At 69.2% G+C, this 23,649-nt stretch carries 27 protein-coding genes and 2 pseudogenes; 17 read left to right on the forward strand and 12 right to left on the reverse strand.

What is annotated here, in order from left to right; all coding sequences use genetic code 11:
• Positions 1-65: 65 nt before the first annotated feature.
• The 3 genes from RWE79_RS38110 (at position 66) to RWE79_RS38120 (ending at position 2,364) form a co-directional block, all read left to right on the forward strand.
• Complete coding sequence (locus RWE79_RS38110) at positions 66-998, forward strand: LysR family transcriptional regulator (protein WP_475945181.1); 933 nt, start codon at positions 66-68, stop codon at positions 996-998.
• Positions 999-1,044: 46 nt separating this feature from the next.
• Positions 1,045-1,713, forward strand: coding sequence for a Type 1 glutamine amidotransferase-like domain-containing protein (locus RWE79_RS38115; RefSeq protein ID WP_475945183.1), 669 nt, complete (start codon positions 1,045-1,047; stop codon positions 1,711-1,713).
• A 267-nt stretch (positions 1,714-1,980) separates the two neighbouring features.
• Positions 1,981-2,364: a hypothetical protein gene (locus RWE79_RS38120; protein WP_475945185.1), complete on the forward strand. Its 384-nt coding sequence runs from the start codon at positions 1,981-1,983 to the stop codon at positions 2,362-2,364.
• On the opposite strand, the pseudogene RWE79_RS38125 reads toward RWE79_RS38120, so the two are convergent.
• From RWE79_RS38125 to RWE79_RS38135, 3 genes and pseudogenes are all read right to left on the reverse strand, one after another.
• Positions 2,313-3,272, reverse strand: a pseudogene (locus RWE79_RS38125) (hypothetical protein); the annotation flags it as partial. The gene RWE79_RS38120 and the pseudogene RWE79_RS38125 overlap by 52 nt on opposite strands.
• Before the next feature lie 257 nt (positions 3,273-3,529).
• On the reverse strand, positions 3,530-4,015 hold the full coding sequence (locus RWE79_RS38130; protein WP_475945187.1) for an SPW repeat protein: 486 nt from the start codon (positions 4,013-4,015) through the stop codon (positions 3,530-3,532).
• Between the two features lie 392 nt (positions 4,016-4,407).
• Positions 4,408-4,893, reverse strand: coding sequence for a cytochrome P450 (locus tag RWE79_RS38135; RefSeq protein ID WP_475945189.1), 486 nt, complete (start codon positions 4,891-4,893; stop codon positions 4,408-4,410).
• A 40-nt stretch (positions 4,894-4,933) separates the two neighbouring features.
• Between RWE79_RS38135 and RWE79_RS38140 the strand changes: the two are divergent.
• Positions 4,934-5,040: pseudogene (locus RWE79_RS38140) on the forward strand (VOC family protein); the annotation flags it as partial.
• On the opposite strand, the gene RWE79_RS38145 reads toward RWE79_RS38140, so the two are convergent.
• Entirely contained in the window at positions 4,992-5,939 is a 948-nt protein-coding gene (locus RWE79_RS38145; protein WP_475945191.1) for an SDR family NAD(P)-dependent oxidoreductase, read from the reverse strand. The pseudogene RWE79_RS38140 and the gene RWE79_RS38145 overlap by 49 nt on opposite strands.
• A gap of 109 nt (positions 5,940-6,048) precedes the next feature.
• On the opposite strand from RWE79_RS38145, the gene RWE79_RS38150 reads away from it, so the two are divergent.
• The gene (locus RWE79_RS38150; RefSeq protein WP_475945193.1) at positions 6,049-6,714 is read left to right on the forward strand and encodes a TetR/AcrR family transcriptional regulator; all 666 of its coding nucleotides are present in this window, start codon (positions 6,049-6,051) and stop codon (positions 6,712-6,714) included.
• A gap of 146 nt (positions 6,715-6,860) precedes the next feature.
• On the opposite strand, the gene RWE79_RS38155 is transcribed toward RWE79_RS38150, so the two are convergent.
• Entirely contained in the window at positions 6,861-7,076 is a 216-nt protein-coding gene (locus tag RWE79_RS38155; RefSeq protein ID WP_054238373.1) for a tautomerase family protein, read from the reverse strand.
• Between the two features lie 166 nt (positions 7,077-7,242).
• Here RWE79_RS38155 and RWE79_RS38160 point away from each other — a divergent pair, with 166 nt between their 5' ends.
• The 5 genes from RWE79_RS38160 to RWE79_RS38180 all read left to right on the forward strand — a co-directional run bounded on the left by RWE79_RS38160 (position 7,243) and on the right by RWE79_RS38180 (position 10,068).
• Positions 7,243-8,130, forward strand: a complete 888-nt coding sequence (locus RWE79_RS38160; protein ID WP_475945195.1) for an MmyB family transcriptional regulator — start codon at positions 7,243-7,245, stop codon at positions 8,128-8,130.
• Between the two features lie 6 nt (positions 8,131-8,136).
• Positions 8,137-8,259 (forward strand): hypothetical protein, encoded by a 123-nt coding sequence (locus RWE79_RS38165; RefSeq protein ID WP_475945197.1) that lies wholly within the window; start codon positions 8,137-8,139, stop codon positions 8,257-8,259.
• A 231-nt stretch (positions 8,260-8,490) separates the two neighbouring features.
• Positions 8,491-8,976 carry a DUF2975 domain-containing protein gene (locus RWE79_RS38170; RefSeq protein ID WP_475945199.1) on the forward strand — a complete coding sequence of 162 codons (486 nt, stop codon included), beginning with the start codon at positions 8,491-8,493 and terminating at the stop codon, positions 8,974-8,976.
• Positions 8,976-9,236, forward strand: coding sequence for a helix-turn-helix domain-containing protein (locus RWE79_RS38175; RefSeq protein WP_475945201.1), 261 nt, complete (start codon positions 8,976-8,978; stop codon positions 9,234-9,236). The genes RWE79_RS38170 and RWE79_RS38175 overlap by 1 nt, the downstream gene beginning before the upstream one ends.
• An 82-nt stretch (positions 9,237-9,318) precedes the next feature.
• Positions 9,319-10,068 carry a transposase family protein gene (locus tag RWE79_RS38180; RefSeq protein WP_475945203.1) on the forward strand — a complete coding sequence of 250 codons (750 nt, stop codon included), beginning with the start codon at positions 9,319-9,321 and terminating at the stop codon, positions 10,066-10,068.
• 167 nt (positions 10,069-10,235) lie between these two features.
• Here the strand turns inward: RWE79_RS38180 and RWE79_RS38185 are convergent, their stop codons facing one another.
• Complete coding sequence (locus RWE79_RS38185; protein WP_475945205.1) at positions 10,236-10,706, reverse strand: hypothetical protein; 471 nt, start codon at positions 10,704-10,706, stop codon at positions 10,236-10,238.
• 537 nt (positions 10,707-11,243) lie between these two features.
• On the opposite strand from RWE79_RS38185, the gene RWE79_RS38190 reads away from it, so the two are divergent.
• The 5 genes from RWE79_RS38190 to RWE79_RS38210 all read left to right on the forward strand — a co-directional run bounded on the left by RWE79_RS38190 (position 11,244) and on the right by RWE79_RS38210 (position 16,435).
• Complete coding sequence (locus RWE79_RS38190) at positions 11,244-11,903, forward strand: DUF1963 domain-containing protein (RefSeq protein WP_475945207.1); 660 nt, start codon at positions 11,244-11,246, stop codon at positions 11,901-11,903.
• A gap of 304 nt (positions 11,904-12,207) precedes the next feature.
• Entirely contained in the window at positions 12,208-12,918 is a 711-nt protein-coding gene (locus RWE79_RS38195; RefSeq protein WP_475945209.1) for a 2-phosphosulfolactate phosphatase, read from the forward strand.
• A gap of 225 nt (positions 12,919-13,143) precedes the next feature.
• Positions 13,144-13,752, forward strand: a complete 609-nt coding sequence (locus RWE79_RS38200) for an ArsR/SmtB family transcription factor (protein ID WP_475945211.1) — start codon at positions 13,144-13,146, stop codon at positions 13,750-13,752.
• On the forward strand, positions 13,749-15,062 hold the full coding sequence (locus RWE79_RS38205; RefSeq protein WP_475945213.1) for an MFS transporter: 1,314 nt from the start codon (positions 13,749-13,751) through the stop codon (positions 15,060-15,062). Before RWE79_RS38200 ends, RWE79_RS38205 begins: the two co-directional genes overlap by 4 nt.
• Positions 15,063-15,448: 386 nt before the next feature.
• Positions 15,449-16,435: an LLM class flavin-dependent oxidoreductase gene (locus RWE79_RS38210; RefSeq protein ID WP_475945215.1), complete on the forward strand. Its 987-nt coding sequence runs from the start codon at positions 15,449-15,451 to the stop codon at positions 16,433-16,435.
• Positions 16,436-16,956: 521 nt separating this feature from the next.
• Here RWE79_RS38210 and RWE79_RS38215 read toward each other — a convergent pair.
• The 6 genes from RWE79_RS38215 to RWE79_RS38240 all read right to left on the reverse strand — a co-directional run bounded on the left by RWE79_RS38215 (position 16,957) and on the right by RWE79_RS38240 (position 22,670).
• Entirely contained in the window at positions 16,957-18,132 is a 1,176-nt protein-coding gene (locus tag RWE79_RS38215) for an RNA polymerase sigma factor (protein ID WP_475946378.1), read from the reverse strand.
• A gap of 8 nt (positions 18,133-18,140) precedes the next feature.
• Positions 18,141-18,548: a YciI family protein gene (locus RWE79_RS38220; protein ID WP_475945217.1), complete on the reverse strand. Its 408-nt coding sequence runs from the start codon at positions 18,546-18,548 to the stop codon at positions 18,141-18,143.
• A gap of 45 nt (positions 18,549-18,593) precedes the next feature.
• On the reverse strand, positions 18,594-18,785 hold the full coding sequence (locus RWE79_RS38225) for a hypothetical protein (RefSeq protein WP_475945219.1): 192 nt from the start codon (positions 18,783-18,785) through the stop codon (positions 18,594-18,596).
• A gap of 276 nt (positions 18,786-19,061) precedes the next feature.
• A complete protein-coding gene (locus tag RWE79_RS38230; RefSeq protein ID WP_475945221.1) occupies positions 19,062-19,538 on the reverse strand; it encodes a nuclear transport factor 2 family protein in 477 nt (158 codons plus the stop codon).
• Between the two features lie 491 nt (positions 19,539-20,029).
• Positions 20,030-21,247, reverse strand: coding sequence for a PP2C family protein-serine/threonine phosphatase (locus RWE79_RS38235; RefSeq protein ID WP_475946381.1), 1,218 nt, complete (start codon positions 21,245-21,247; stop codon positions 20,030-20,032).
• A 982-nt stretch (positions 21,248-22,229) separates the two neighbouring features.
• Positions 22,230-22,670 carry an NAD(P)-dependent oxidoreductase gene (locus tag RWE79_RS38240; protein WP_475945223.1) on the reverse strand — a complete coding sequence of 147 codons (441 nt, stop codon included), beginning with the start codon at positions 22,668-22,670 and terminating at the stop codon, positions 22,230-22,232.
• Between the two features lie 22 nt (positions 22,671-22,692).
• On the opposite strand from RWE79_RS38240, the gene RWE79_RS38245 reads away from it, so the two are divergent.
• Both RWE79_RS38245 and RWE79_RS38250 read left to right on the forward strand, forming a co-directional pair.
• Positions 22,693-23,073: a winged helix-turn-helix transcriptional regulator gene (locus RWE79_RS38245; RefSeq protein ID WP_475945225.1), complete on the forward strand. Its 381-nt coding sequence runs from the start codon at positions 22,693-22,695 to the stop codon at positions 23,071-23,073.
• Positions 23,074-23,402: 329 nt separating this feature from the next.
• Positions 23,403-23,642 carry a hypothetical protein gene (locus RWE79_RS38250; RefSeq protein ID WP_475945227.1) on the forward strand — a complete coding sequence of 80 codons (240 nt, stop codon included), beginning with the start codon at positions 23,403-23,405 and terminating at the stop codon, positions 23,640-23,642.
• Positions 23,643-23,649: the final 7 nt, after the last annotated feature.

Genomic DNA, 23,649 nt, shown 5'->3' on the forward strand with positions numbered 1-23,649 from the left:
AGCCGGTTGCGCTCATGGGACACACCGTTCCATGAGCAGTTCTCATACGTTGAGGTGAGCGCCCCGTGGCCCGCGCGACCGATTCCGATCTCGCCCCGCAGGAACTGCGCGTCCTGGTAGGGGTCGCGGACACCGGTGGCTTCTCGGCCGCGGCCGGCACACTCGGCCTGACCCAGTCCGCGGTCTCCCACTCGGTTCGCGGCAGCGAGCGCAAGATCGGTGCCGTCCTCTTCGAACGCGGCCGCACCGGCGCCCGCCCCACCCCTGCCGGGGAGAAGGCCGTCGCGCACGCACGCCGCGTCCTCCACCTTCTGGACCTCCTGACAGCCGAGGCACGCGGCGCGGCCCGGCCCGATGCCGCGGAAGGGCTGCTGCGGATCGCGGCTTTCCGCAGCGCCGCTCTCCACCTGCTGCCGCCCGTGCTGCAGCGGCTACGCGCCCGACACCCCAGGATCGAGCCGCGGGTGCGGATCGTACGCGAGGTGGGGCGCGGCACCGCGGGCGAAGTGGCCGACGGGAAAGCCGACATAGCCATCGCCACGCTGGCCGGCTCCGTGCCGCTGCCACCGGGTCTGGTCGCCGGCGGACTCCTCGAAGAGCCGTATGCCCTGGTGCACGTGACGGGTCACGCCACCCCGCGCTCGCTGCCGCTGGTCGACTGGGCCGAGAACTGTGGCTCGTACACCCGCGACTGGTGGGCCGCGCAGGACTGGATCCCGAAGGCGACCGTCGAGGCCGAGGATGACGGAGCGGTGCTCTCCTTGGTGAGTGGAGGCCACGGAATGGCGATCATGCCTGCGCTCTCCTTGGTCGGAGCGCCGAACTCGGTCGGAATCACCGATCTCGGCCCCGGGCGCCCGACACGCCAGGTCGGCTATGTCACCACCTCCGAACTGGCCGGATCCGCCGTCGTGCGCGCCTTGGTGAGGGAACTGCGGGCGACGGTCCCGCAGGGTGTGAGCCTTCTCAGCGGCGGGGCTTCCCGGCCGGGTGACTGATTCAGGGTTCGTTGCGCGCGCGGGCCGGCCGTGGTTGGCTCGCCCGATGAGGCTTCTGATGACGGCCAGTGGGCTGCGCAACGAGACACTGCGGGATTCGCTGCGGGACATGCTGGGAAAGCCGTTCGGGTCGGCGAACGTCGTGTACGTTCCCACGGCGTCCGTCGCCGAGCCTGGGGACCACGGGTGGCTCGTCTCGGACATGAGCCGGCTGCACGGCCTCGGCTGGCGGGAGTTCGACATCCTGGAGCTGAACGGACTGCCCCGGCGGATGGTGCTCGACCGGCTGCTCCGTGCCGACGTCATTTATGTCGGGGGCGGCAATCACTACCACCTCGCGCGCAGCATCACCGGCAACGACCTGGCCGACGGCTTCCTGGAGGCGCTGCAGAGCCGGATCTACGTGGGGGTGAGCGCCGGATCGATGATCTTCAGCCGGAATCTCACCGAGCACTCCGCCGACGTCATCGGGGACGCCGCGGACCTCCGCGTGCTCGGCGCGACGACCGTGGAACCGCCGTTCGGTCTCTTCGACTGGTATCTGAAGCCGCACCTGTACTCGCCGGACTTCCCGGAGCGGGACGACGCCTGGGCCGATCGCATCGCCGCCCGGGCCGACTTCCCGGTCTACTTCATCGACGACGAGACGGCTGTCCGCGTCAGTGACGACAAGGTGGACGTCATCTCCGAAGGCCGGTGGCGGTTTCATCCGTGACAGATCCGACCAGGGGCGGATGCGGCGGGCCTGCAGCAGGCGGGCGGCGCCCTCGACCTGGCCGGCCCGGATCGGACACCTGCGCCCGCCGGGCGGGAGTTGCGGCTGTCGCTCCGGGAAGTGTGGTCGTCGATGAGTGAGGCGGGCGAAAGCGGAGAGCGCAAGGTAGCGGGTGCCGCTGCCATGAGTCCGCGTGGCGGGCAAGCAGCGTCCTCAGTGCGTACGGCCACCTGGCTGGGCGGCACCGCACCATCCTGGAGGGTTCGCATGTCTGCTTCCGCTTCGTCCGATCCGCTCGCCGAGCTGTCCGCCGCAGGGGTGTCGGTGTGGCTGGACGACCTGTCCCGTGAGCTGCTGGCCGGCGGGGAACTGAAGGAACTGATCGCGGACAAGCCCATCACCCTTGGCCAGCCGTACTTCATCGAAGAGGCTGTGGATCTGCCCGTGCTGCCGCATAAGGAGAGCCACCACGTCCTCCGCGGCCGCAGGGTCACCGACCTGCTTCTCGTCGTCCTTCACAAGATCCTCCTGGAGGTGGGGTGTGCGACCGGTGTTGGCGGCACCTTCCGGTCACCGACCGGCAGTGTCTGCGGCCTGGCTCACGCGCGCTGCGAGGGATCGGGGTGCGACCCCTCGGTCTCCAAGCGGTAGTCCCCTCCGAACATCTCCTGGTGCTCCTCCACGACCCGGTCGCTGGGCGGCGCCTCCCCGCCGTGGATCTGAGCCTGCATCTCCTCGAAGCGTTCGTGCGCCTCCCGCACGTAACCGGCGCCCAGCGTGGTCAGGTCCAACTGAGTGGCCAAAAGCTCCCGCAGGTAGGCCTTGTTCGGCTCGAAGGTCAGCACGTTCGGCAGCTCCGGCGCGAGGATCTCCTCAGGATCGCGGCCGTCCTGGCGCCGCATCAGATCGCACGCGATTCTCAGGTGCTCCAGCTCCATGTTCAGATGCAGCTCCCACACGGCCTTGACCTTGGGGTGGCTCTCCTGCTCCATGAAGGAGTGGTACAGGTAGCACTCGTTGTACTCGTGGGTGACGAGCTGCTCCCCCCACGTCTCACCCGGATCCACCAAGGACTCGTAGTGGGTGACGTGCTCTTCCTCGATGAGTCCGATCTCCTGGTACAGCTGCCTGGCGATGGGCTCCATGTAGGTGGGACCGGTGTTCATGTAGAAGTTCATCGTCTGCTGCTCTGCCGACAGGATCGTCAGCGCGTGGAGCCTTGACAGCGGATCGGTCCGCGCCTAGTGGTAGGGGTCGCGCACGTTGTCCACCGGATTGCGGTGGTGCATCCGGGTCGGGCGCCCCGGCATCACCTCGATCAGGCCGCCCACGATCGCCTCGGCCTTGCGGTGCTCGATCATCTCGTACAGATTCGCGTACCGGTACAGATGGTCGAAGTCCTCCAGCACTCCGAACTGGTACGCCTGCTGCAGGTAGGAATCCGGCTCCATGCGCGCCACCCACGACGTCAGGTCCACCGCGACCTGCTCGTACGCGATCGTCGTCTCCAGCACCGACGACACACCGGGCAGCAGCCAGTTCACTACCTTCTGCTGCCTTCCGACACGCAGACCCACCCGTTCGGCCGAGCCGCTCAGCACACCTGCGGCCCTGCTCGTTGCCGGCGACAGAGTGAGTCGCACGGTGGCGCGGCCCGGTCCAGGGGCGGCGGTGCTGGAGGTCTGACCGGCGGCCTCGTGGGTCGGGTAGTGCGCTTTCGCGGGCGCGTGCCGACGCTACTGGTCCGCAGCAGGACCGCCAGGAGGGATGGCCCTCCCGGCGGTGCTGCGGGGTTGTGGGTGCGGCGGTGGCGGTGTCAGCGCTCGCCGGGCATGGAGCGGTGCTCTCGCGTGCCGGAACGGGTGCCGCGAGAGTTGTCGGTGCGGTCGCGGGCGGCGGAGGCGGCGGCGAGTGCGAGGAGCGTGGCGATGACGCCGGTGATGAGATTGCTGGTGATGGAGCGGGTATGGGCGACGTCGCCGGCGACGACCCACGGAGCGACGCAGGTCCAGATGCCGATGACGGCGGCGGCCCAGGCCATGGAGTGGGTGCGCTCGTAGGAGCTGCCGAGGCCGCCCAGGAGCAGCATGTAGGCGATGCCGGCGATGAGGTTGGTGACGGCGAGCGTGGTGGAGCCGTTGAAGCCGGCTATCCAGGGGGACGCCGCCAGGTACAGGCCGGTGATGAGGGCGAGCGCCTCGATCATCTGAGCTCGTGGCGTGGCCGCGGCACGGTCGTGCCGGGCGCGCAGCTCCATCAAGTCAGGGTGCTCCTCGATGGGCGGGCGATGGGTTGACGCCATGATGGCCTCCGAAAGAGAAGGATGTTTCCCCAGCACCTACCCGTAAATTCGGTATAAATCAGCAATAGGTAGTGTTTTGATCGCGGCTGTCAGCGCCCGCGGGTGCCGGAAACGGCCGCCCAGCCGACCCCGCCCTCAGCACCGGGGTCAGCTCTTGGCGAGCGGCCCGGGTCATCCCGGGTGGCCTGCCGCACTGCCGTTCCGGTAGCGTGGCCGTGCTGGGCCAAGGCCCTGCCTCTGACCTTCCTGCCCGTACCGGGGCGGCAACCGGTCCTGCGATGCCTGTGCCGGTGACTGCTGCCTGTCCCTCCCGTTCCACCTGGCATGTTCGGTCTCCCGGTCCGGTCCGGTCCGTGTGCGCGCGGCGATGTCCCGCCGGCGGGCCGGGGCGGCTATGGCGTGCTTGGCGGCGTGGTGCGGGTCAGCGGCCAGACGGGGGGGGGGGAGTGGCGCAGCGCCTCGGTGACGACATGGCTGGTGAGTTCCAGGTGGGGCAGTGCGGTGTGCGACAGGGGACCGGAGGGCAGGGCGGTTGCTTCGGTACGGACGCGGCGTTGCGGTGCGGGGTCCTGGGTGAGGTGGTGCGCGGCCCAGGCGAGGGCGTTTCCGGTGGTTTCCATGCCCGCGATGAAGAAGGTGATGACCTGGTCGCTGATGTCGCTGTCGCTGTCGCTGTCGCTGTTGGCCAGGGCGGGGCCAACTGCCGTGGTCGGTGGTGTGGGAGCGGTGTTCTGCGATGATCCGGCACAGGGAGGCCCGTAGGCGTTGCCGGGCGTGGGAGTACCGGCGGTGGGCGGGCAGGGCAGTCGGGTGTACGCGGCGGGCAGGAGTGCGTGCGTGTAGATGCCGGCGGTGATGGCGGCCATGTCCTCCACCATGGTGGCGACCGTGGTGGGGTCGAGGCTGCCGTCGAAGAGGGTCGGTCTCGGCGCCACCCGCTTGCGCCGCGAGAGCCGGCGCCTCCTACCAGCGCGGGCTACATCGTGATGGCCGATCCGGAGGGAAACGAGTTCCGCTTGGACTGAACGACGGGGAACTTCACCCCGGTGAGGTCTTCGGAGACGGCCCACAGCCGCTGCTGGACGGCTACCTCGTACGACTCCGGGCTGGAGGTGACCAGCCGGGGGTGGCCCATGACCTCGTTGCGTCCGCCGGGACCGTAGTACTGGCCGCCGAGCGCGGCGGGGTCGGTGGCGGCGCGCAGGGTCGGCAGCGCGCCCATCGCCGGCGTCTGGGTGATCAGCGGCGCGAGCCAGGTGAGCGGAAGCCGGAGGGCCGCGGGGGTGTTGCGGGCGAGCTCGGTGCTGGACATGCCGGGGTGCGCGGCCACCGCGACGGTGGTGCCGTGCGTGGCGAGCCGGCGCTGCAGCTCGTACGTGAACATCAGGTTGGCCAGCTTGGACTGACCATAGGCGGCGACCCGGCTGTACGACCGCTCCCACTGCAGGTCGTCGAAGTGGATCGCGGCCCGGATGCGGTGGCCGGTGCTGCTGACCGTCACCACGCGCGAGCCGGGCACCGGCAGCATCAGGTCCAGCAGCAGCCCGGTGAGCGCGAAGTGGCCGAGGTGGTTGGTGCCGAACTGCATCTCGAAGCCGTCCCGGGTGGTCTGCTTCGGGGTGTACATCACGCCGGCGTTGTTGATCAGCAGGTCGATCCGGTCGAGCCGGGACCGCAGCGCCGCCGCCGCGGTCCGGACGGAGTCGAGCGAGGTCAGGTCGAGCGCCTGCACGGTCACATCGCCGGTCATGCGGGCCGCGGCCTGCTCGCCCTTCTCGACGTTGCGCACGGCGAGCACCACGGAGGCCCCGCGCTCGGCGAGCGCCTTGGCGGTCTCGTACCCCAGTCCGGTGTTGGCCCCGGTCACCACCGCCACCCGCCCGCGCTGGTCCGGAATGTTCGCCGTCGTCCACTTCTCGCTCATGTCAGGCTCCCCACTCAATAACGTACCGAAGGTATCTTGCGTGGATGACGTTAAGGTACTTTCGGTACGTTGTCAACGTACCGAAGGTACCTAAGTTAGGCTGGCGATCGTGACTTTCCAGCGGGCGCGAACCGAAGAGCAGCGGGAGATCCGCCGACGGGCGATCCTCGACATGGCGTCGGTGATGCTCGACGAGATGCCCGTGGCCGCGGTCACCCTGAACGAGCTCAGCCGCCGGGTAGGCCTGGCGAAGCCGAACGTGCTGCGCTACTTCGAGTCTCGCGAGGCGGTGCTGCTGGAACTGCTGGACCACTTCCTGCAGGAGTGGCTGACGGAACTGGCACGCGAGTTGGCCGCCGGCATCGACGAAAATCTACCCATGGCCGAGCGAGCGGCAGCGGTGGCCGAGATCCTCAGCCGCTCACTCTCCGGCCGAGTGGTGCTGTGCGACCTCTTCGGCGCACAGGGCAGCGTCCTGGAACACAACGTTTCCGTCGAGGTCGTAGCACGCTACAAGCGCGCCTCCCTGGACCGCCTGACAACCATGACCGCCCTGATCCAGAAGTACCTGCCGGAGCTGGGCGAGAACGCAACACTGTTCAGCCTGCAAACCATGGTCATGGCCGGCGCGCTGTCGGCGTACAGCACACCCCCACCCAGCCTGCAGGCGGCTTACCAGGCCGAGCCCGACCTGGCCCGCTTCCACTTGGAGCTGAAGGACTACTTGAAGCTGGCCCTGACCGCGACCCTCCTGGGCGTGCTACCCGGCCGCTGACCTGCGTTGCACTGGACAGGCCAAAACCTCTGTATTTCTCGCGCTCGGACGGTGGAGGGGCCGGGGTGCCCAAGCTCGGGCCGCTGGCCCTGACCACTCGGACTCCGCGTCAACGCTCTTCCTCGGGCCCGGCGGCGGCTGAGCCGTCACTCCTGCGGCGTCTGCCGGATCTTGGCAAGCGTCAGGACACCGCCGCCGATGCCCCATCCGGCGTCGGCGACCTCTTCGACCAGTACGAGGGTGGTGGCCCGGGCGCCGTCGCCGAAGATCTCGGCGTACAGGTCGGTGGTGCGCGTGATGATCTGCTCCTTCTGCTCTGCGGTGAGGGCGCCGGCGGGGACCTTGAAGTTCGCGAATGGCATGGTGCTCTCTCTTCGTGCGGGGGGTCTGGAGCTGCTCACAACGAGCGGGAGGTCGACCCTGGTGGGGCAACCATCCGTCCGAGTCACCTGCTCTGGCCAGGGCTGAGCCCACCCAGGGGTCACCAGCCCCTGGCTCGGACCCCGCCGGACAGACGACGATGTGCGGGTGAACCTTCCCGAGCTTGCGGCGTTCCTCAGGTCCCGGCGTGACCGGATCCGGCCGGCCGACGTCGGCCTGCCCGCCGGACCCCGGCGCCGGGTGCCCGGCCTGCGGCGCGAGGAGGTCGCGCAACTGGCGGGCCTGTCGGCCGACTACTACACCGAGCTGGAGCGTGGACGCGGCGCTCAGCCCTCGTCCCAGACACTGGCCGCCCTCGCCCGGGCGCTGCGGCTGGGCGGCGACCAGCGCGACCACCTGTTCCATCTCGCCGACCGGCCGCTGCCCGCATCGGCGCACGGCGCGGGCGCGCGGCACGTCCAGCCCGCCCTGCTCGGGTTGCTGGACCGGCTGGCCACCACCCCGGCCCAGGTCATCACCGACCTGCACGAGACCCTCGTACAGAACGAGCTGGCCGCGGCACTGCTCGGCCGGGCTCCGGAGCCGCGCGGCCCCGCCACCGGCTTCGCGTACCGCTGGTTCACCGATCCGGCCGCCCGCGCGGTCTACCCGCCCGAGGACCATCCGCACCACTCACGGGTCTTCGTCGCTGACCTGCAGGCAGTCGCCGCCCGCCAGGGCCGCGACACCGAGGTCGCCGGGATGACGGCCGCACTGCGGCGGCGCAGCGCGGAGTTCGCTCTCCTGTGGGACACCCACGACGTCGGCCTGCGCCGCACCGATCACAAGCGCATCGTGCATCCCGCGCTGGGCGTCATCGAGTTGGACTGCCACAGTCTGTTCAGCGAGGACGGCCGCCAGCGCCTCCTGTGGTTCACGGCCCCGCCCGGTACCGAGGGTGCGGCTCAGCTTGAGCTGCTCGGCGTCATCGGTACGCAGGACATGGCGGCGACCGAGGGCGCCTCCCGCACCGAAGGCGGCGTCCACGCGGGCTGAGAGTGGATGGCCAGGCGGGTCCTGCAGGACCACCCCGAGTTCGGCCGCTCCCTGTACGAGATCCACAATGACGGGTCCGGCGTGGTCTTCGGCAGCGTCCGCCGCCCGCTGATCAGCCTGCAGCCGTGATACCGAGCCTCGTTCATGGGCCAGGGCTTCGGCGTAGTCGGGTGGCGTCCATTTTGTGTTCAAGTGAGGCCGACCTCGACAAGATCAAGGCGGTTCGCGCAATCACCATGCCATGGGAGGCGGCGGTGTCCCGCCACGGTGCGGAACTGCCGCCCACTCTCCGTCCCCGTCGCTTGTATTGTCTATCGACTTTCGATAGATTCCCATCGCAACTCGATGGAAGGACGGGCCATGGGAAAACTGACAGTGCGTGCGCTGCGCGCCGTGCTCGTGGTGGTGCTCGCGGGCACGGTGCTCGTACAGGTATTGATGGTGTGGGCGCTGGCCACCGACCCGGAGGACGGGTCGCTCCCGCTGACCCCGCTGCGCGTGATCACGATGCTGGGCATGGCGTCGGCCCAGGTCGCCCTGGTCTGCGTATGGCGACTGGTGACGATGGTGCGACGCGGAACCGTCTTCTCCCACGCCGCCTTCCGGTACGTGGACGGCGTGATCGGCGCGATCGTGGCGGCTGCCCTCGTATGGTTCGCGGTCACGGTCGTCAATGCCCCGGGCCAGCGGGACGACCCGGGCGTCACCATCATCATGGGCGGGGTTGGCCTGGCCATCCTGGGGGTCGCGCTCATCGTGCTCGTGCTGCGGATGCTGCTCGCCCAGGCCGTCACGCGCGACGTCGAAGCGGCGCGGATGCAGGCCGAGTTGGACGAGGTGATCTGATGCCGATCGCCGTCGACATCGACGTGATGCTGGCCAGGCGGAAGATGTCCGTGGGCGAGCTCGCGGACCGCGTAGGGATCACGCCCGCCAACCTGGCGGTACTCAAGAACGGCCGCGCCAAGGCGGTGCGCTTCGCGACGCTCGCCGCGCTCTGCGAGGTGCTCAAGTGCCAGCCGGGCGACCTCCTGCGCTGGGAGGCCGAGGACGCCGAGGCGGATGACGTGCCCTTCCAAGATCGAGGAGTTCTCGACGCCCCGTGATCCGAGTGGAAGACCGTGCCTGCCGACGCGTCATCGCCGGTCCCGCCTGCCTTTGACCAACTCCGCGAGCATCCCGGGGGCCGTGCCCGAGGAGATCCCGGGCCTGCTGGAGCGACTGGCCCGGGTGCCCGGCCCTCGCGATCAGCGCGGCGTACGGCACGCTCCGGTCGTCGTGCACGCGCTGACCGCGTGCGCGGTTCTGGCCGGAGCGACCTCCCTGCTGGCGGTGGACGAGTGGATCACCGCCGCCCCGCCGCCCGTCCTGGAGCACCTTGGCGTACGGTCCGGTCCGCTGTCCCCGAGGCGGTGCCTGCCAGCGGAGGCGACGGCGCGGCGGTTGCTCGGCCGCATCAACGGCAACGCGCTGGACCGGGCGGCGGGCCGCCGGCCGGCCGACCGGCGCGCTGGGCCCGGCCACGGCCGCGGCGAGACCCGCCGCATCAAGGTGTGCACGGTCAACAGCCCGCCCTTTCCCGGCGCCCGCCGGGCCGCCCAGCTCAAGCGCCGCCGAGTGGACCGCAAGACCGGCAAGGTCAGCATCAAGACCGTCTACGCGGTCACCAGCCCCACTGCGGAACAGGCCACACCCGCCGAGATCGCCCGGCTGATCCGCAGCCACTGGAAGATCGAAGCCCTGCACCACGTCCGAGACGTGACGTTCGCCGCGGACGCCTCCCAGCTGCGAACCGGATCCGCGCCCCGCGCCATGGCGACCCGGCGCAACCTCGCCATCGGCGCCCTCCGCCTCGCCGGGAAGAACAGCATCGCCGCCGGCCTCCGGCACAACGCCCGCGACGCCGGCCGACTGCTCGCCCTCCTCGGACTCACATGATCATGAAACAGACGTCACGGATCTTGCCCGGAGCAGGAACGACGCGAGAGAGACCGCACCAGGAGTCGGGGCATCGCGATATTTGACGAAGAGGGGGAGCGGTCGTGGCCATGTGATGTCGGGCCTGGTCAGGCCAGATCTCATCGCATCGCCGGGTGAGGTGAGTGTCAGATGTGAGCCATGACCTGACGTACCGGGTGTCCGAGTACGTCTGCGAGTGCGGTCAGTTCTCGGCCAGAGAACCAGTTCCGGCCCGGGTTCCAGATGGCGATCTCGAAGCGGGCGAATGCGCAAGGCCAGTCGTAGTCCAGTGCGTCAAAGGACGTCATGGCGCCGCAGCAGGGGACCTGGGTGGACAAGCTGGCGAAACCGTCCTCGCTATGTGCGGCGAGAAGATCTACCCACCATTCGGTGTCGATCGATACGCCGCAGTGCGGGCAGCTGATCCTCTCCAGGTTCGCGCCGCAGTCGACGACGGCGACCGTGTCGTGCCACGTAACGTCAATCTCGGTGTCGATGTCCGTGGGTACGTCGGGGTCCACCAGTGCCGCGACGAGGGCGGCGGCGCGGTCAGCTGCGTCCCGGCTGGGTTGCCAGTGCGGATCGGTCGGGACGACCGACAGGACGTCGTCACTCATGAGCGTCACTCGATTCGTCGGGCCTGAGCCCTCATCATGGTGATGCGATGTTACTGAGCGTCGTACCTCTGCTGGCAGCGAGGGTCAGGCCGGTGCCGACCAGGCAGCCGTCGAGGAGCTGACTGCGGTACCTGGATCTTGCGCAGGTCGTGTCCGACCGTGCGGATCAGGTGGTCGGACTTGGCTGCGGGCAGTGCGAGCCGAGCGCGTACCCGCAACCGCCTGCCTCGGCGTCGTGCTTGCTGTTTCCAGCCATGGCAGTCCTGGTTGACAGGAATCGGACCTACCAGCTCCCCCCGAGGCTGTTACATCGCGTCAAGCTGTTCGGAGGAGAACATCATGGTTCGATCTGGCCTTTCGAGGATCTTGAACAGCTGACGGCAGACTGCTCTTTCAGGCGGCGCTGTGCATCGCGGGTTCGTTGCTGGGCCAAGCCGCATGGAGTCGGCCGTGCCAACTCCCGCTGCCACGCCAGCGCGTCCTCCTCGGCGCCCTTGCCTCATGAGGTGTCGGTGGGCTGTCGTAGCGTCCGGTTCCATGACGACGACGCTGATGACTTACGCAGGACCAGGCGAACCTGATGCACTGGTCACGCGCACGGGAGGAACGCCGCTGGGCCCTGCGGAGGCGGCATGGCCGCGCTGTGCGACCTGCGCCGGGCCGATGCAGTTCCTGGCCCAGGTCATCCTGGATGACCTGGGCCGCCCGATCGGCCAGGGCGACGCACACGCCGGCCATGTCATGGCGATCTTCATGTGCCAGAACGATCCCGGTATGTGCGACGAGTGGAGCCCCACTGCTGGTGGTAACCGCGCCCTGCTGTTCCCCTCCGACACGCTGCAGCCGATGCCCGCACCCGAACTGGGCGACAACGAGGGAGTTCTCCGCCTTGCTGTTGTCAACGCCGTGGCTCTGGTGTCCTCGCCTTCCGCCGACTACTTCAGTGCACGCGAAGAATGGGGCAACCGCAGCGGAAACAGCCCAGGGAATGTCCTGGGACAGCTCGGCGGACAGCCCGACTGGCTTCAGGGCGACGAAACACCCACATGCCCCACCTGCACCCGGCCCATGAACCTGGTCGCACAGCTCGAGGAGGGACCCGACCACGCCACGGCCATGAACTTCGGTGGCTGCGGCACGGCGTTCGCCTTCGCCTGCGGGCCCTGCACCCAAGCCGCCTTCCTGTGGCAGTGCTGATCGACGTGCCAGATCCGACGGTGGACTCCACTTGTAGGTCAGTTCCGACTCCATCTGGCGCTCGGGGGATCCTGTTGTGCCGCTCTGGACTGTGATCCCGACTGGATGACGACCGAGGGCGCGGACCGGCTGATCAAACAGCTGCGATAGCCGGCGAAGGACGGCGGTGCCGGTGAGAGCAGGCGTGTCGTTGCGGACCGCCTTCGCGACGCGGGCAGCCGGAGGTGTTGCATTCCGAAAACGTCGATGTGACGCGTGCAACTCCCCGGGTGCTTCGGGTCGGGCATGCGCGATCATGATCGGAATGGACACTCGTTTCCTTGGTATCGCTGATCTGGTCGAAGTCCCGTCCGTGGCGGTCGTGGTCGACGTCATGCGTGCTTTCACCGTGGCTGCCTGGGCTTTTGCCCAGGGGGCGGGAAAGATCGTCCTTGCCGAGTCGCTGGACGAAGCCCTGGCGCTCAAGGCTCGCCACCCGGATTGGGTGGCGCTCAAAGACGGTCCGCCCGCGCCCGGGTTCGACACCGTCAACTCGCCGGGCGTGCTGCGGTCTGTCGACCTTGGAGGACGGACCGTTGTGCAGAAGACCACGGCAGGGACAGTCGGCGCCCTTGCGGTCAAGGAGGCGCCGCTGGTGCTGTGCGCCGGCTTCGTGGTGGCGGAGGCAACGGCTCAGCTCTTGCGGACACGCAAGAGTGACAGTGTCACGTTCGTGGTCACCGGCGACGACGGACGGGCCGATGAAGATCTGGCGTGCGCTCAATACATCGCTCGGAGGGCCACCGAGGCTGGGACGGATGCTGCTGAGTTCCTCCGCCGCGCTGCCACCTCGCGCGCCGCCGCCGAGTTGGCGGAGGGCGTGCGTCAAGGAGCCCATCCCGATGACGTTGCGCTCTGTCTTGAGCTCGACCGGTTCCCCTTTGCCATGGTGGCGACCTTGGAAGGCTCGCTCATGGTCCTGCGTCCACGCGCGATGCCTTCGCTGACTGACGCGCCGCCACAAGCCCGACGCTGAAACATCAGCAGGACCGTCAGCACGAGCGTCAGGCCGATCACCTTCGGCGGCGACATCATCGGGACCAGCAGCGACTCCTACCACCTCGTCCACACCAGAGTCCACCAGCAGGCCGCCGCCAGTGCTTGATCACCCCTGCTCTGCCGGGACGCGCATCAGGCGGAGGCCCGGCGCCAGAGATATGAGACTTGACTCTCACAATATGTGAGAGGAAACTCTCACATCATGGACTCTGGTAATCGTCTGGGCGATATCGAGATCACTGATCCGCAGGCGATGCGGGCGCTGGCGCATCCGGTGCGGCTGGCGATCCTCGAACGCCTTCAGCGGCACGGGCCGGCGACGGCGACGCAACTGGCGCCTGATGTGGGAGCAACCCCGTCAGTGACCAGCTGGCATCTGCGGCATCTGGCGGGCTTCGGCCTGGTCCGCGATGCCGAGCCGGGCCCGGACCGTCGCCAGCGGCGATGGGAGGCGGTGGCGCGCGGCTTCCGGTTCGAGGTGCCGGACGACCCGGACAACGAGGAGGGCAGGTCGGCCGCGCGGGTCCTGTCCCAGGAGATGTTCCTGCGCTCCGGAGACCTGCCGAACCGGTGGGCTGCCGAGGTCGAGCCCAAGCTCGAACCGGCGTGGCGGCGGCTTGCGGGTCTGGCCAACACCCGCGTCGTCGTCTCCGCCGACGAACTCGCCGCCATCGAGGACGGGATCGAACGCGTCCTCGCGCCCTACGTGACGCGTGACGAGGCCGCGCGTCCGGCCGACGGCCGTGGCGTCCGGCTGCTGCGTTACGCCCTGCCCGAGGGCCCCGAGAATCAGACCGGCGGGAGGTCATGAGCGCCGCAGACCAGGCGATACCCATATCGCTCTGGCGTGACCAGCGGTTCCGTCGTTTCTGGGCCGGCCAGTCGATCTCGCAGTTCGGCGACCGGATCACCGAACTGGCCCTGCCACTGATCGCGGTGGGAGCGCTGCACGCTTCCGCCAATCAGGTGGCGTGGCTGACCGCGCTCATCTGGACCCCGAACCTGCTCGCGATCGTCCTCGGTGCCTGGGTCGACCACCGCGTCCACAAGCGGCGCCTGATGGTTCTCGCCGACCTGGTGCGCGCCGCAGTACTGCTCTCCCTCCCCGCTGCCTATCTGGTGGGGTCGGTGACGCTCAGTCAGTTGCATGCCGTGGCGTTACTGACCGGCGCCGCAGGGGTGCTGTTCAACACCGCCTATCCGCCGTTCTTCGCCCACCTGGTGCCCCGGTCGTCCTACGTCGACGCGAACAGCAAGCTCAGTGCCAGCCGTTCCGCGTCATACGTCGCCGGCCCGGCGATCGGTGGTGCTCTGGTCCAGGCCTTGACCGCTCCCGTCGCCGTCGTCGTGGACGCCCTGACGTTCCTGGCGTCCGCGATTCTGGTCGGTCGGGTTTCGATCGAAGAACCACCAACCGCCCATGACCAAGCGACACCCCCGCTGCTGCGGCGTGCCAGGGAGGGACTGGCGTTCGTCATCCGTCACCCGGTGCTGCGGGCGAGCCTCGGGTGCGCGGCGACCGTCAACTTCTTCACCTTTATCGCGGGCAGCGGACTGATCGTGCTGTTCGCCAGCCGGAACCTCGGACTGACCGCGGGAGTCATCGGCATGGCGTTCGGGATCGGCGCCACCGGCTCGCTCCTGGGCGCGGTGATCGCCCCGACGGTCTCGCGAAGGCTCGGCGTGGGCCGCAGCATCGTCGTGGGCGCTGTGTTGTTCCCGGCGCCGATAGCCATCGCCGCTGCTGCGGGCGGCCCGCTCTGGGCTCGCGTCGGAGCCCTGGCCCTGGCCGAGTTCCTCTCCGGCGTCGGCGTCATGCTCTTCGACGTCAACCTCAACTCCCTGCAGACGGACGTGATCCCCGATGGCATGCGCAGTCGAGTCGCCGGCGCGTACAGCACGATCAATTACGGCCTACGCCCTGTGGGCGCCGTCCTCGGCGGCCTCCTCGCCACCCTCATCGGCCTCCGGGTGACCCTCCTCATCGCTGCCGTCGGCGGAGCGCTGTCGCTGCTCTGGCTGCTGCCCTCGCCGATACCACGCATCCACTCCCTGACTGCCGGCAATCCGGTAGCTCCAGACAGCGACACGGACTCGGACGCGCGACCATTGCCTTGCTGACCCGCGGCGGAACCATCCGGGTCCGAGCGGAGACTTCCCGAACCCGACGGCCGGTACATACATGCCGGGCCGCGGTCGCCCAGTGCGGACAGTGCTTGGGCAACCCGTGGCATCGCCCTTGGTCATCGGATCCACGATGTGCTGCGAGAGCGGGGCCGAGATACCCGTTCAGATCATGTCCCGATCCCGAAGATCGCTGTCCGGGTCCGGAAAACTCCGTGGTCGGTGTGGAAGACGGCCCCGGCGAGGCTGCCGCGGGTCCGCTCGGCCGCCGCCAGGGCAGGTAGCAGAACTTGCCGCGGCCGGTGCTCAAGTAGGGCATGTCGCCGGCGTACTTGGTGTTCACGGCCCGCGCTGTGCAGTGCTGCGCTTCCTATACTGACCGGATGATCACCGTTCCGCTCAGCGCGCTCGAAGTAGCCATGGTGCAAACGGGTGCCCGAGCCGCAGACACATTACAAGACACCACCGAGTTCGCCCGACGCCTCGAAGGCCTCGGTTACCTGCGACTCTGGTACGCCGAGCATCACCATTCTCCCGCCATCGGAGCGTTCCCGCCCGTCGTCCTGACGGCCCACGCGGCCGCGTTGACATCGTCCATCCGTCTCGGATCCGGGGGCGTTCTCGCTCCGAACCACGCCCCGATCATGCTGGCGGAGCAATTCGGCACGTTGGCCGCACTGCACACGGGTCGGATCGACCTGGGCATTGGCCGGGGCCCGGGTACCTTCGACGAGTCGACGGCGCGGGCCCTGCGGCGTGGGGCCGGACCGACAACGGACGACGAGTACCGAGTCGATGTGTCAGCGACTCTGCGTTTCCTGGTGGACGAGATCGCGCTCGGCCCGCTCCCGGAGCCATGGCTGCTGTCGTCGAGCACGGCCGGTGCCGCGCTCGCCGCGGAACTTGGACTACCGATCGCCTTCGCCCATCACATTCGTCCTGACAACACCCTCGCCGCACTGGATCACTACCGCGAGCATTTTTCCCCCTCCCGCTGGTGCGAGCGCCCCCGCGTGCTGATCTGCGTGGAGACCGTATGCGCCGAGACACAGAGGCAGGCGGCCTGGCTCGCAGGCCCGATGGATGTTGTCAAGGCCGGACTCCTCAAGGGACGAGGCGACATCCCCTTCCCCACGCCCGAAGAGGCAGCCACCCACACGTTCGCCGCAGAGGAAATGCAGGCGCTGGCGAGCTTCCGCGCCCAACAGGCGCACGGCTCACCCGAGACCGTGGCGAAGCACCTGATGGACCTGGTCGACGTGACCCGCGCGGACGAACTCATGCTGGTGACGCCTGTCTACGCGTTGGCCGACCGCTTGAGGTCGTACGAACTTGTCAAACAGCACAGCATGATGCCCACGGCGTCATAGCCATGATCACGGCGTCAGGCTGGCTGCCGGGCGAGTCTGTGAGGGCTGTGGTGAACGGCTGAGGCCGGGGCGGCTCCAGCCCGTACGAGGTTCTGCTCGGCGGCCTGTCGGTGCAGGCAGTGGCGTCGGCACCGTGGGCTGCGCAGCCGACGGCAGCTGAGACGGATGGCGCCCGCCAAGCCAAGTGCCCCGAGTGCGGGGCCACTTGGTTGGCGGGGGTGGACCGTCGTTCGCACGCGGTTCACTGTTCGCGGCGGTGCGTGACGAGGGCCTGGAGGACTCGGAAGACATCGAGAGCGCCGACAAGATCGGCTGCGTCAGTGCGAGCCTCTGTGCGGAGGTCGTCGCCGAACTGCGGACCGGCCCATGTACGTACTGGTGGAGACCGCCGGCCGGACTCCGTTCACGATCGGCGACCATGCCCTGGAAGTCGAGCCGACGCGCGAGGTCACTCACTGTGAGGCGACCGCTCCGGCCGCCGGGCCGCGCCAGGTGCTGGGGGCGAATCCGAGGGCGACCCGTCAGCGGCGCCGGCGGGCGTTGAGCCGGGCGGCCTGGCGCGTCAGGTGGTCGCGCTCGGCGAGGTTGGGTGCCTTGTGGGCTGCCTCGGCGTACAGCCGTGCCGCTGTCGCCAGGTCGCCGTCGCGCTCGTGGAGGTACGCCGCCACCGCGGTGTGGCGCGGCAGTGAGTCGTCCAGCGCCGCGAGCGCCGCCAGGCCGGCGCGAGGTCCGTCGGCCTGGCCGACGGCCACCGCGCGGTTGAGCAGGACGACCGGGCTGTCCGTCAGGCGCGCGAGCTCGTCGTACCACTCAAGGATCTGCACCCAGTCGGTCTCCTCGGCGGTGGGCGCGTCGGCGTGGAGTGCCGCGATGGCGGCCTGGGCCTGGAACTCGCCGAGGCGGTCACGGGCAAGGGCCGTCTGCAGGATCTCGACGCCCTCGGCGATCGACTCGGTGTCCCACCGGCTCCGGTCCTGCTCGGCGAGCGGCACCAGGCTGCCGTCGGGCGCGGTCCGGGCGGCGCGCCGGGCGTGGTGGAGCAGCATCAGGGCGAGCAGCCCGGCCACCTCGGGGTGGTCGACCTGGGCCGTGAGCTGCCGGGTGAGCCGGATGGCCTCGGCGGCGAGGTCGACATCGCCGGAGTAGCCCTCATTGAAGACCAGATAGAGGACACGCAGCACGGTGGCGACGTCGCCGGGCTGCTCGAACCGTACGCCGGAGACGGTGCGCTTGGCCCGGCTGATGCGCTGCGCCATGGTGGCCTCGGGCACCAGGTACGCCTGGGCGATCTGGCGGGTGGTCAACCCGTCGACGGCGCGCAGCGTGAGCGCGACCGCGGACGACGGCGTCAGCGACGGGTGGGAGCACAGGAAGTAGAGCTGGAGCGTGTCGTCCACAGCGGGCGCGGGCCCGGGCCGGGGCTCCTCGTCGAGGAGGTCTTCACGCCGGCGGCGGGCGGTGTCCGCCCGGGCCTGGTCGAGGAACCGGCGCCAGGCCACGGCGACCAGCCAGCCCTTCGGGTCCCGCATGGGATATCCCCTGCTCGAAGAGCTTGCGGAGGAATCGGTGGACCAGACTCGGACCGCGTCGAGCAGCGCGTCCTGCACGGCGTCCTCGGCCGCCGCGAAGTCGGCTCCGCGGCGGACGAGGATTGCGAGCACGCTCGGCGTGAGGCTCCTGAGGAGGACGTCGTTCACCTCGGAAGTCACTGCGTGATGGTGGGCTGCACGCCCAGGAACGGGCGCAGCTCGAGCCACTCGTGGATCGGCTTCCCGCCCGCCCCAGGGGCGGCCGACAGCTCTCCGGCCAGCTCGATGGCGCGCTCGTAGCTGTCGACGTCGATCACCATCCAGCCGGCGATGAGGTCCTTGGTCTCGGCGAACGGGCCGTCGGTGACCGGCGGCCGACCCTCTCCGTCGTACCGGACGAACGTCCCCCCGGGGGCGAGCGCCTGACCGTCGACGAACTCTCCGGTCCCCTCCAGCCGGGCCGCGAAGTCGTTCATGTACTGCACGTGCGCCGAGATCTCCTCCGGCGTCCACTGGTCCATGGGCACGTCGTTGACCGCGGCCGGGGCGCCGCGGTAATGCTTGAGCAGCAAGTACTTGGCCATAGTGGTTCTCCTCGGTGCTGGTGCGGCCCATTCTGGCCGCTTTCACTACGGGGACGGAGCGGGCCACGGGTTCTCGACATCGCCGCCCGAATTTTTTGACTTCGTGATGTCGATCGAGGTCTCGGCGCAGGTATGCCGGTTCACCCCGAGCCGCCGCGCGATGGCCGACACCGTGGTGTCGTCGAGCAGCAGCAGGCCGACCGCCCACTCCACCTCCCGGCTGGTGAGCTTGGCCACGGCGGCGCGAAGCCGTGCTCATGCGGTCCAGGTCCCTAGACGACACGAAGGCTGGTTCGGGGCCGCGCCGGATCCGCGTGCGCCACCGCACCCGCGGTTGGTCGAAGAAAGCCCGGCTGGTCTGTGCCAGGGGCTGACAGCCGCCTGCCGCCCAGGTACGCGAGACGACGTCCTCGCCTCGTTTCCGGAGCGGGGCGCCCACCGCAACCTGCCAAGACTCTGCGCTGCGAGAAACGGACGAAGGCCCCGCGACCTTTTGCGAGCCTCGACTACTGGTCAGGGCGTAGTGGAGCTGCCGAGGCGTTCCGTCGGTCCGCCGAAAGGCAGGACGAGAGTCCGTGTCGCCAATAGCCAGGTGCCGTCGATCGTGCGGAAGGTGTCCTGGTAGTGGCCGATGTTCGCGGGCAGCCGGGGCGGCACCAACACGCCCTCGGTATACCCGTCGATCCGGTAGGTGGCGAAGTAGGTGGTCGCCGTCGCGGTGTCGGGCGAGTCGATGGTGACCAGGATGTTCGTGCACATCCGCCGGGACAGACGGTCCACCGGTCGGGAGCCGAAGTACTCGCGCAGAGCCTCCCGGCCTTCGACGCGTCGCTGGCCATGCGGCCATTCCCAGACTCCGTCGGGGGCGAAGAGGTCCGAGACCGTACTCGGCTCACCGAGGTCGAGCCGACGGACAAGCTCCAAGATCAAACGCTCGCAGGCGCGTTCAGCGAGGAGACGATCCATCGGGTCGAGATCGTTAGGGGTCATCACGACTTCCTACCAGCCTCGCCTGCGCGCCAACGACTCCTTTTCAGGGCGACGCCAGCGGTCGCTGGCGGTCGCCGCCAGTTCACCGGCCTTCCCGGGCGCTTGATCGCACGTGTCAGCCCGCAGAGTGAACCCTCCGGGCCTGCAGGTTCGAAAGCACGCACTCGGGTAGCTGGTGTGCTTTGCGTTCCTCCTCGCAGGAGCCTCCTTCGCGGGACCAGCCGAGATCGAGCACGCCACCTGCCTCGCAACATCCAGCTCAACGCCCGAGCCCGGCCCTGGGTATGGGGAAGACCCGCACCACTGCACCACCAACTCGCCTACCGCGGCGCCGATATGTGTACATCCAGTGGGGGAATCCGGCACTGGGCCGCCGCACAGCGACGCATTGACCTTCCTGGGATTCCCGGCCCGGATACCCGACCCGGCCGAAGTCGTAGCACGAGTGCGAGCACGAGCGCGAGCACAGCGAGTCTCGGCGCAATACCGCGTCACCGGTGCTGCGGATCCCATTCGAAGAGCAGGATGGTCACGTCGTCCCGCAGTTGGTGGCACTGGTAATCGAGGATGGCGTGGATGAGCAGCCGCAGCACCTCGGCCGGGCGCTGTCCGGCGGAGGAGGAGCGGATGATGAAGTCAGTGAACCGGTCAAGGCCGAACTCCGCACCGTCCGCGTCGCGAGCCTCCACGACACCGTCGGTGTAGAGCAGGACGCAATCGCCCGGTTCCAGGCTCGCCTCGTGGACTTGGCGGGTTGCCGGGGCGAGTGTTCCAGCCAGGCCGATCGGCGGCTGCGGGGGACTGTCCAGCGCCCGGGCGAGCACCCGCTCGCCACGGATCAGCAGCGGTGCGGGGTGACCGCCATTGACCCAGCGCAGCACCCCGGTCTCGGCGTCGAGCCGACACAGCACGCCGGTGCAGAAGTGGTCGGGCAGCCACTGGGCGAGCGCCTGGTCGACGGAGCCTACGACGTCGGGCAGGTCGGCACCGCCCCGGCGGGCATTGCGCGCTGCCGCCATGGCGACCGACGTGGTCAGGCCGGCGGTCAGATCGTGACCCATGGCGTCGAGGATCATGGTGTGCAGGATGCTCTTGGCCACCGAGTGGTCGAAGGCGTCGCCGGCGATGTCGTACGCCGGTTCCACGACCGCGGTCGATACGCACCTGCTGCTGCCGATGGTGCGCGGTGGCAGGAAGGCCCGCAGCATCTCGGCGGGCAACCGCATGGTCGCAGTGCGGGTGCGGGCGGCGAGCCAGTCGCTGTAGGCGCGCTTGGAGGTGATCAGCATGGCGAACATATGGGCCAGCATCCGGCTGCGGCGCATCCGCACCCCGTCGAGCGAGGCGGTCCGCACCGCCAGCACGCCCAGCCGCTCCGCACCATCGACCAGAGGCATCCAGAGGATCAAGCCGTCGTCGGCCTCGGCCACCCGCGGGGAGACCGTGCGGTACGCCCAGCCGGCCGACGAGCGGTCCACCGGCAGCGGAGCCAGAGCCTCGTCGAGTGGGATGAGCAGCTGTTGCTGCAGGTCGACGAGGTAGATCGACGCGGTGTCCAGGCCGAGGGACGAGGCGCACCGGTTCGCCAAGGCGGGCAGTTCGACCGGCAGCGCGCTCTGCGCCTCGATGATCAGCTCTTCCAGCCGATTCTCGTCGACGGCGGTGCCGGGACGGGAGGACGGGTGCGGTGGGTCCGACACAGGAACCACCCCTTCCGTGCCCAGTTTCACACCGATCCCGCCCTCTCTCAAGTCAGTCCGTGGCGAGGCGAGAGCGACGCCAGGGCGGTCAGCTGAGCTCGGCCGGGCACACCTGCTGCGCCAGCCACGTGATCAGCCGGTCCGGTATCGAGATCACCGCCCTACCGCCAAAATCCAGTCCGATCCTTCGCGAGGACCAACCGGGACTCTCTCGGTCGGCCCTCGCCCCTGACGTGCGAATCCGAGAACGTCCGGTGAGACCGAGGCAAAGTCGTGTCAAGCGGCGCTCGTGACAAGGGCCGGGTCAGTGGACGCAGGGCGTGCGGACGGTGCCGGTGAACGCGTGATCTGCGGCGGGAGTATCGCGGCCGGTCAGATGCGCCGCCGCGCCCAGCGAGGCGGACAGCGGCCGACGGACAGCGGTGCCGAACTGGCCCGCGCGATGATCCTGCGGGCTCTGCCGTCGCCGCACCGCCGCACCGCCGAACAGGCCGTAGTGGGCCGGAGTCAGACGGCCGCGTACAGGTGGAGCCGCGGGCGACGCCGGGCCCGGGAGGCATGTCGTCCCGGACGGGGGAGGGGCACCCGACGTCTCCGTCCACGGCCTGGTGGTGAGTGTTCCGGGAGTCATCGGGGTGGGTGACCCGAGTCCGGCGGGGCCTGACTCCGTCCTGGTGGTCGAAGGCAGGGAGAACTGCTCCGAACTCAGCACCAAGGCCACCTGACAGCCCATGAGAACCTGCGCCCAAGGCGCGTCCCTGGCCGGTGCGTCGGCCGACCGCGGCACGCTTCTCGGCGACACGCCGCTCGACGTCGCCATGGTGGTGGCGGAAGCGGGTGACCCACTTCGACGCGCAGCCCATCTCTGCGGCGCCGTGGGTGATCGGGCGGTTCCGGCAGCGGGTTGATCGGACGGTGCTGCCCTTCGGGAGACAGCGGGACATTGCGATGCGGCACTGGCCGCCGCCCCCGGGCGGATGCGGCGGAAGGGTCAGTTGCTGATGGCGGGCATGGCCCGGGTGTAGCGGGCGTCGGTGAGCTGGGAGATGAGGAAGGCGGCGATGTCCGCGCGGGTCATGGCCGAGCCGACCTTGTCGTGGCCCAGAAAGCCGGACTTGATGCGGCCGGTGGCGGGATTGTCGACCGGGTTGCTGATCCGGGCGATGGTGTAGTCGAGCGGGGAGGAGGTGACGGCCTTGGTCATGCCGTGCGGCTCGGTCAGCGCGTTGGGGAATGCGAGCTTGGCCAGGACGGGCAGAACCTTGAGCTTCCAGTGCGGCTTGTCGTGCGGGTCGGCCAGGGAGGGGGTGGCCAGGCCGATGAACCGGGTGACCCCCTCGGTCTGCATCGCCTCGACGATGGTGCGGGTGCCGTCCGTGAGGGCGGTGCCTTTCACGGACCGCTTCAGGGAGGGGCCAAGTGCGCTGATCACCGCGTCCGTTCCTGCTACGGCCTTGCGGACCGCGGGGCCGTGCGCCGGTGTCCCGGTCGAGCACGCGGACTTCATCCGTCAGGTCCTGGACCGGGTCGGGGACAAGTGGACGTTGATGGTGGTCGCGAGCCTGCGGGGCGGCCTGTTGCGCTACACCGACCTGCAGCGCGGGATCCCCGGCATCTCCCAGCGCATGCTCTCGCGCACCCTGGCCCAGCTCCACCATGACGGCCTGGTCACCCGGACCGCCTATGCCGAGGTGCCGCCGCGCGTGGAATACGCCCTGACCCCGCTTGGCGCCAGCCTCAACGACATCGTGGCCTCCCTGATCGACTGGGCCGCCGCCCACCACGACGAGATCCGCCGACACCGGGAGCGCAACGGCACAGCCGGCACGGATTGACGGCCGACGTGCTGTGAGAAGGTCGCGGCCGCCATCCACGCCGCAGCCTGCCTGCCGACTCCCCGGCAGCCAGGCGCCGTAGCTCCGGCAAGTCCGCAATCGGGAGACGCAGCACCGGGGGAGGGGCTCGGTATGCCGCCGGGCGGCCCCGCCCCGGCGTCGCGATCGGGGTCTCTCGCGGAACTCTCGCAGACGGCCTTTCAGGCGAGCGTGCGGAGTGACCGCATCATGGGGCGTCTTCGCGGTGGCGAGCGGCGAGTGGAGGGCGGCCCGCCGCCGTGTCGATCGCGTCGTCCAGCAGGTCCCGGGAGCGAAGCAGGTCGCCGGTCATGAACCCGATGTACCACCTCAAGGAGCGCAACCCGAACCGGTCGACGCACTGGTGGATCCGCCTGGGCACCATCGACACCGACACCTCGCACGTCATCTCCGCCAACCTCGCCGCCGCAGTGGGCAACCTCGGCGACGACGTCAACCACTCCTACTACTGGGACCAGGGCCACGCCACCAACACCGATCCCGGCGACTTCATCACCTGGGTCGCCAAGGTCACCGGCCACACGAAGTAGCCCCAGG

This window comes from Streptomyces sp. RLA131, from assembly GCF_056270125.1.